The organism is Hydrocoleum sp. CS-953, from assembly GCF_002260545.1.
Taxonomy (GTDB): domain Bacteria; phylum Cyanobacteriota; class Cyanobacteriia; order Cyanobacteriales; family Microcoleaceae; genus Trichodesmium.
The window spans coordinates 1-8,065 of record NZ_LGSU01001215.1; the positions used below are offsets into that span (position 1 = coordinate 1).

Sequence of the window (8,065 nt, forward strand, 5' to 3'; positions counted from 1 at the left end):
CGTTTATGCAAAGTGATAGCACTAGGCCGTTTCTTAGTTGATTCGTACTCAGTTATACAAGTTGCTAATCCCCAATTATAAGCATGACGTTAGCGTTTGCGTAGCATTCCGCAGGAAAGCTTTGCGTTAGCAAGCAACACCTGCGTGTTTGGCAAGTATTGTTTTTTGGTGATTGTTAACTTTTAACTTCGTCTTGATTGATTGCATTTGAACTGGTAAACCATGAAAAAAAGTCTTTGATTTTTTAACCTAATTTTAATTTATGATAACAGATAATCAGCAGTTCTTCAAGATTTATTAATATTCGTCCAACTTTGTCCAATTATTTGGCTTCAGTAGTTAGCCCTTGGGGTTTTTACCTCCCGAATTTTATTAAACCACAGAAGGTCTGTAGTAGCAAACTTTTGAGCTTGAAAATAATGTTCATTTGTCACCCACCAATATCCTTCAAGTTCAAAACCATGTCGGGAAAAATTAGAAAAGCAACCATAAGGTTGTGAGCGAGTACCGTAAAAATAAATAGGCATATATCCAAAAAAATTTGCTGATAAATTGTTTGTAATATACTTCGGGACTTACGCAAAGAAACCCGGTTTCTACGATAAAGCATTGTTTTGAACTATAGACATCTACGAGAAACCGGGTTTCTGGGTTCGTCTGCGTAAGTCTTGATACTTAATATTAATTACAGATATTTTCATGTGGCTATATCACAGTAGTGGCGTGACACGCCTAAAATGTTGCAATAGTAGGGGCGGGTTCAGCATTAAATTAACGAGTTTAAGCATCAGATCAAATAAACCCGCCCCAAAATAAATACGCACACCCATTAGATGTGTCAGTCTAGTAGAGACGTTCCATGGAACGTCCCTAAAGGGTTTTGGTTATGACAATGTGGTATCAATATGAAAATTGCTGTACTGTAAAATGCAAATTACCTAACGTGCAAGTTATGAGAGCATTTTATGCGCTTTCTCAGTTACTAGGGGGACTCCGCCGATGAGTTATTACACACTCTCTCAAGGATGGCTACCTCTAAGCCCACCTATCGGGTTCTTCGCACTCCCCGTTCTCACGCGCCCACTGCGTTTAACAATGGTACTATTCCTCTCGTACTAAGTATGTAAGCTCTAAATGTTGGGTCACGCTAGGGTCATTTCAGTTATCAGTTAACAGTTATCAGTTATCAGTTATCAGTACCTCCCACTAAACTCGGAGGCTTGAAATACTGAGTTGAATATTTTTTTCATCCCCGATCCAAGGGCAGGCTTTAGACCTCCAAATTTGGTCAATTGCACAGTTTTGTGTTAAATAATTTCAATGAAAATAACCTCCTTTAATAGTTTTACATTTTGAACATTTACTTGTTCAACGCCTCCACCAGGATTTGAACCTGGAACCTTCACTTTAGAAGAGTGTTGCTCTATCCATTGAGCTATGGAGGCATAATACTCCCGGCGAGATTTGAACTCACAACCCCTTGCTTGTAAGGCAAATGCTCTACCATTGAGCTACAGGAGTATGAAAGCGAGTGGTGAGACTCGAACTCACTCACTGAGTGTGGCATACTCAAATGCTACCAATTACATCACACTCGCATATTTCAGAGCGGATAATGGGAGTCGAACCCATACCTAGAGTTTGGAAGACTCAAATGCTAACCTTTACACTACATCCGCAAATTTGGTGGGCTGTATAGGATTTGAACCTACGCACTTCCGCTTAAGAGGCGGCTGCTCTACCAACTGAGCTAACAACCCTGATATTAGTGGGTCGCCAGAGACTTGAACTCTGAACCTTCCGCTTAAAAGGCGGCTACTCTAACCATTGAGTTAGCGACCCAAAGTTTCAAGGGAGATGTAGGGGAGTATAATAAAAAAACGTTCCTACATTCTCCCCCTTTCATAGCCTCGACGGGATTTGCACCCGCTTCTCCCTGGGTGAAAACCAGAGCGACTTATCTGTTTGCCCACGAGGCTATTAACGAGGGTGACGGGATTTGCGCCCGCGACCTCCTGTTCGATAGACAGGCACTCTAAACTAACTGAGCTACACCGTTCTACTAAACTTACCCAAACTTACCCAAAACATATTTTGAGCTTTGGAGCTAGCTTCCTGCTTCGTTGAGAATCACTGACCGCAGTCTGCAACCTTCTTCTCTCCACAGGCTTAACATCGCCTGAAACTCAAGCTACTTCCATACCATAGTTNTACTAAACTTACCCAAACTTACCCAAAACATATTTTGAGCTTTGGAGCTAGCTTCCTGCTTCGTTGAGAATCACTGACCGCAGTCTGCAACCTTCTTCTCTCCACAGGCTTAACATCGCCTGAAACTCAAGCTACTTCCATACCATAGTTTTCCAAGTTGACAGCAGCATTAAAGTCTCTGTCAGCAGTAAATCCACAGTTACTACATTCATAAGTCCTCAGATTCAACGGCATTTTCTGTTGATGCCCACAGTTTGAACATATTTGAGAACTTGGATAAAATCTAGGAGCTATGACTAATTCACTGCCGTACCACTCACACTTGTATGTAAGTTGACGCTTAAATTCATAAAAGCCACAGTCTGCTATGGCACTTGCTAGTTTATGGTTTTTGAGCATTCCACTGACATTCAAATCTTCTATGACTATGGTGCTGTGGTTCTTAGCTAACCATGTTGTCAGTTGATGAAGTGTGTCGGCTCTGATGTCAGCTACTTTTTTGTGAAGTTTACTTAGTCTTTTTACGGCTTTAGCTCTGTTTTTGCTCCCAAGCTCTTTTTTGTTGACACGGCGTTGATAACGAGTTAGTCGTTTTTTGGCTTGCTTATAGGCTTTAGCGTTGGCAAATTTTGTCCCATCGCTACAAGTTGCTAGAGTATTTATACCAACATCCACACCGATAACATCTCGTTCTTTGGCAGTCTGGGTTGGTTCATTATCATATTTAAAGCTGATGTACCAATTATTTGCACGTTTAGATATTCTCNGCAAATTTTGTCCCATCGCTACAAGTTGCTAGAGTATTTATACCAACATCCACACCGATAACATCTCGTTCTTTGGCAGTCTGGGTTGGTTCATTATCATATTTAAAGCTGATGTACCAATTATTTGCACGTTTAGATATTCTCACATTTTTGACTGGTACAGATGGTAAGATACAGTAAGTTTTTACTATTCCTATTCTGGGTAGTTTTATATAGTTTCCTTTGATAATTTTAATGCTTCCTTCTAGATAGAAAGTATCTTTTTTGCCTTTTTTCTTAAACTTAGGAAATCCATGTTTGGGAATAGTCAAAAAGTTTTTGAATGCCCTTTCTAAGTCTCTTAATGCCTGTTGAGGGGCACATTTTGATACTTCATAATACCAGGAATTTTCACTTTTGACTTCAGCTACTAAACGTTTATGCAAGGTGATAGCACTAGGGCGTTTCTTTGTTTGTTCGTATTCAGAAATGCAAGTAGCTAATCCCCAATTATAAGCATGACGGGCTACACCTGCGTGTTTGGCAAGTATTGTTTTTTGTTTATTGTTAAGTTTTAACTTAGTCTTGATTGATTGCATTTCAATTTATCGGCCACCTTTTTTAAGAGTTTAATAAGTTAGACATAAATCTAGTGTATCATAGTAAATGTTTATTTATGTTTAATTTTGTCCAATTATTTTAACACTGTTGATAGCCCCCATTTTTGACCCTCTATCAGCTTTGTCGTTGTTGGCGACTAGCAAGCTGATAGTGATTTGTAGTATGGAAATATTTACTTTTCCAGGTTCGTAACTTATGAGTGAGATACTTTTTTTTGTTCTCTCTCAACCGCCTTATATTTACATACTACATAAATACTACATTGATGTCAAGGGTCTAGGAAATTTTTTTTTTCAACTTGGATAGAACCTTTGCCAAAACTGAATTTCAGAATCTCAACACAAAATATTAAGGAATGAAAGTTTCTATTTTTGGCGATGTACTTGCACCCTTCTATCTGGGGTTTGCTTGCTAACCCATAACAGAAATTTTTGCATTTGTGGTTCATGCTTGAGCTTTTCTATCGTATTCAATTCTTGGGCTAAACGCTTATTGTCAAATAAAGCATGGATTTGCCGATGACAAGCTGAACATATATCAATAGTTGGACCAGGTTCAGCTTTCTTGCGTTTGGTCTGTTGTCTAGGAATTAAGTGATGAACGCTTAAACGTTTCATCTCCCTTGCACATAGTTCACATTGCATATTTTAAATTCTTCTCTATTGTATTTAACATTCCTGTATTGTCACTTTTCGGAATATTTCTCCCAATTTTTCTGATCGCTTTCCACAATATTGCTAACAAGTCATAACTATTTGTTGTAGCAACCGAAACATGAAAAATATTATCTGAGAAATACTTTTATATTTTAAACAAGTCATTTCAGTTATCAGTTATCAGTTATCAGTACCTCTTACTAAAGTAGGAGGCTTGAAATACTGAATCGAAATTTTTTTCATCCCCTTGAAAGAGGAGGCTTGAGACCTTATTTTTTGGTCAAAAATTATTGTCGCTACGAGCCGAAGATGTTGGGTGAAGCAATAGTCTGGAAAATCCCACCATCATCAGCAGTGTCCATAATTGGTTGGAATTGGATCCCCTTGATAATGCTTTAGTCATACCACAGTCCCCTTCTGTCAATTCATTCAAATGACAATATATTTTTTTTTTAGACAAATGCCTAAAACTCATCATAAAAATATCTTAGCTATAGGGTTTCTTGGAGCTTCTATTGCCTCTTTCCAGTCAAGGTATTCCCTAAAACCTAGAACGTTGTACTTCACTCCTGATAATATATTGCCGAGTTATCAAAAATTAATAACCAAATAACTAAATTAGGATATTAACTACCTCTCATGTTATTATTAAAAAGCGGTCAGCGTTCAGTAAAGTCAGTTATAAAAAGCTGAAAACTCAAGGCTGAAAACTAACAGTTAATATAGCTGTATAGAACTGACAAAAGTTTATCATAACTGCCGGATTAGATAATTATGAGACATAAATTACTCAGCTTAATTTTGTTATTTATAGTCAGTTTAATATTAGTTACTTGTAGCGGAAGTCAACCTAAAAATTCTCTGCTAGAAACTCAATCAGAGAAAGTCTTAACAATTTGGTGGAATCGGGGATACTATCCAGAGCAAGAAGAAGCTCTCAAAAAAGTAGTTGCTGAGTGGCTAGAAAAAACAGACAACAAAGTTGAACTTTTGTTTTTGAGTGAGGATGATATTTTACAAGCAGGTATTGATGCTTTGGCCGCAGGTAAACCACCTGATATTCTCTTTTCTGAAAGAGCAGAATTTACTTTGATTCCTCAATGGGCGTGGGAGGGCAAATTAGCAGATGTTTCAGATGTAATTTAACCTGTAAAAAATTGATATGATAATACTGCGCTGAAGTCTGCTTATTTGTACAACAATGTTGAGTCTAAATTTTCTAATTACGCTGTACCAATGATGCAGCAAAGTATCCATATTCACTACTGGCTTGATTTAATTCGTGAAGCAGGTCTGGGTGAGGAAATACCTCAAAATTGGGATGAATTTTGGCAGTTTTGGCAAAAGGCGCAAAAAGTTTTAACTCAACAGAGTAACAATAATATTTATTCCTTGGGTTTACCTATGTCTATTTATGGTTCAGATACTTACTTTATATTTGAACAAATTTTGGAAGCTAACAATTTACAAATATTAGATAAACAAGGCAAATTACAAGTAAATAAACCAGCAGTAAGAGAAAAAATAATTGAGATTTTAGACTGGTATACCAGCTTGTATAAAAATGGATATGTGCCACCTAATGCAGTTGATTGGCTGAATTCTGATAATAATACTAATTTCCTCAATCACAATACTTTAATGACAATTAATCCAAGTATGTCGATTCCTGCTTCTCAACAAGAAGATGAAGAGATTTACTTGAATCAAATGAGAACTATACAGTTTCCCAATAATCCTAATGGCACAGAACCGAGATATTTAGTATCTATCAAACAACCTGTAATTTTTACATCTTCTCCTCACCCTAAACTAGCGAAAGAATTTTTATCATACTTAGTAAAACCAGAGAATTTAGGAGCTTACATTAAAGGTGCAAAAGGTCGCTATTTTCCGATTATGCCTCAACTATGGAAAGACCCCTTTTGTATTACTCCAAAAGACCCGCATATTTCTGTGGCATCTCAACAATTTACTGAACATCAAACTCGTTTATTTAAGAATTCGATCAACCCTGCTTATTCTCAGGTAGATTCAGAAAAGATTTGGGGTAAAGCGATGGGAGAAGTGTTAATTGAAGGCTTATCACCAACTGCAGCAACAGACCAAGCTATTAACCGGATTAAAGAAATATTTTATCAGTGGAAAACTCAGAGTTAAATATAATGTGGCAAAGTCAAAAATAAGGAGATTAAATCATGTACTTTTGGAAAAAAAGCCTCCTAATTCAAATTGTTGGTTCTTTTTTAGTCTTGTCCCTATTGACCATATCAATTGTCGGATATACGACTTTTAGTCAAGCAAGAGCATCTTTAAAAGAATCAGTATTTGAGCGCCTTAAATTTGCTGTAAAAATTAAAGAAAAGGAACTCAATTTTTGGGTACAATTTTTGGGTATTAGATCAACGCAAAAATATCTTAGCGCTCGCTGACTTGCCAGAAATTAATAACCAAGCAAAAATCTTACTAACAAGCAAAAAATATACTCCAGAATATGAATCATCTCAAACTTCACTAGAGACTTCTTTAAAATCTTTGGCTACTAATATTGACAGCTTACAAGAAATTTTTATTTTGAGCAGAAGTAGTAGAATTTTAGTTTCTAGTAATTCCAATAAAGTAGGCAAATATCAACCCTTAGTACAATATAGTGAAGTAACAAAATCTCCCACAGATAACTTAATTTCCAACTTTTNGAATATGAATCATCTCAAACTTCACTAGAGACTTCTTTAAAATCTTTGGCTACTAATATTGACAGCTTACAAGAAATTTTTATTTTGAGCAGAAGTAGTAGAATTTTAGTTTCTAGTAATTCCAATAAAGTAGGCAAATATCAACCCTTAGTACAATATAGTGAAGTAACAAAATCTCCCACAGATAACTTAATTTCCAACTTTTACCGCTCTGCTGAAACAGGTAAACCTATGATTACCTTTGCTATCCCTATTCTCAGTGAAAATGGTAATAAATTAGGAATGTTTGCTACACATCTTAACTTAGACAGAATGGATACTATTATTCGCGAGCAAGCAGGTTTAGGAGAAACAGCCGAAACTTATTTAGTAGGAAATATTGGTAGTAGTTTGTCGAGGAGAAATGTATTTGTTTCAGCCACAAAATTTGGTTCAGAAGAATTTCCTGATGGTATTGAAAGTCAAGGTATTAATGCTGCTATGAATGGCAAGAATGCCAAAGGGTTGTATCAGAATTATAAGGGTGTGCCAGTCATTGGTGTTTATCGGTGGCTGGAATATCAAGACTTAGCATTATTAGCAGAAATAGAGCAAACAGAAGCATTTGCACCTGCTCGTCATCTTGCTAGTTCAATTTTACTAATTGGTTTGACATTAGCTTTAGTAATGGCAATGGCGATGTTGTTATTAGGTCGTCAAATTGTACGACCAATTTTAGCGATCGCTCATACAGCTAAGTTAGTAAGTAAGGGGGATCTAACTCAAAAAGTCCCAGTATTAACTAAAAACGAAATTGGTTTACTTGCTCAGACTTTTAATGAAATGATTAAACAGTTAGAAAACTCATATCAGCATCTATCTAATTACAGTCATGTTTTAGAAGTCAAAGTTGATGAAAGAACTCAATAATTAATCGAAAAAAATTCTTCTCTAGAAGAAACACTTAAAAAATTAAAAGAAACTCAAGCTCAATTAATTAAGAGTGAAAAAATGGTGGGTTTAAGTCAGTTAGTTGCTGGGGTTGCCCATGAAATTAATAATGCTATTAGCTTTATCTATGGTAATATTGCACCTGCCAGAAATTATGCAGAAGATTTATTAGATTTACTCAACCTTTATCAGCAATATTATTCAG

At 36.3% G+C, this 8,065-nt stretch carries 3 protein-coding genes, 6 tRNA genes and 4 pseudogenes; 3 read left to right on the plus strand and 10 right to left on the minus strand.

Translation table 11 applies throughout. The features are described 5' to 3' along the window. Positions 1 to 344: 344 nt before the first annotated feature. The 10 genes and pseudogenes from AFK68_RS20275 to AFK68_RS20320 form a co-directional block, all read right to left on the minus strand. Positions 345 to 527 (minus strand): annotated as a pseudogene (locus AFK68_RS20275) (NADAR domain-containing protein); the annotation flags it as partial. An 845-nt stretch (positions 528 to 1,372) separates the two neighbouring features. After that, positions 1,373 to 1,445 (minus strand) — tRNA-Arg (locus AFK68_RS20280). 4 nt (positions 1,446 to 1,449) lie between these two features. Further along, positions 1,450 to 1,521 (minus strand) — tRNA-Val (locus AFK68_RS20285). A gap of 5 nt (positions 1,522 to 1,526) precedes the next feature. Further along, positions 1,527 to 1,598, minus strand: a tRNA-Gly gene (locus AFK68_RS37090). 9 nt (positions 1,599 to 1,607) lie between these two features. Next, positions 1,608 to 1,679, minus strand: a tRNA-Gly gene (locus tag AFK68_RS20290). A gap of 5 nt (positions 1,680 to 1,684) precedes the next feature. Further along, a tRNA-Lys gene (locus AFK68_RS20295) sits at positions 1,685 to 1,760 on the minus strand. Positions 1,761 to 1,769: 9 nt separating this feature from the next. Continuing rightward, positions 1,770 to 1,842 (minus strand) — tRNA-Lys (locus AFK68_RS20300). 495 nt (positions 1,843 to 2,337) lie between these two features. Further along, complete coding sequence (locus AFK68_RS20310) at positions 2,338 to 2,973, minus strand: RNA-guided endonuclease InsQ/TnpB family protein (RefSeq protein ID WP_371357473.1); 636 nt, start codon at positions 2,971 to 2,973, stop codon at positions 2,338 to 2,340. Positions 2,974 to 2,978: 5 nt separating this feature from the next. Next, positions 2,979 to 3,556, minus strand: a pseudogene (locus tag AFK68_RS20315) (RNA-guided endonuclease InsQ/TnpB family protein); the annotation flags it as partial. Positions 3,557 to 3,943: 387 nt separating this feature from the next. Then, entirely contained in the window at positions 3,944 to 4,222 is a 279-nt protein-coding gene (locus AFK68_RS20320) for an HNH endonuclease (RefSeq protein WP_094674570.1), read from the minus strand. A 786-nt stretch (positions 4,223 to 5,008) separates the two neighbouring features. Between AFK68_RS20320 and AFK68_RS20325 the strand changes: the two are divergent. The 3 genes and pseudogenes from AFK68_RS20325 to AFK68_RS45840 form a co-directional block, all read left to right on the plus strand. After that, positions 5,009 to 6,394, plus strand: a pseudogene (locus tag AFK68_RS20325) (ABC transporter substrate-binding protein). Positions 6,395 to 6,975: 581 nt separating this feature from the next. Continuing rightward, positions 6,976 to 7,839: a HAMP domain-containing protein gene (locus AFK68_RS20340; RefSeq protein ID WP_143438081.1), complete on the plus strand. Its 864-nt coding sequence runs from the start codon at positions 6,976 to 6,978 to the stop codon at positions 7,837 to 7,839. A 21-nt stretch (positions 7,840 to 7,860) separates the two neighbouring features. Continuing rightward, positions 7,861 to 8,065 (plus strand): annotated as a pseudogene (locus tag AFK68_RS45840) (hypothetical protein); the annotation flags it as partial.

What these genes read in the sequence shown, in the direction of transcription:
- AFK68_RS20320 (WP_094674570.1), bottom strand. Translation starts at nt 4,222, where the DNA reads ATGCAATGTGAACTATGTGCAAGGGAGATGAAACGTTTAAGCGTTCAT.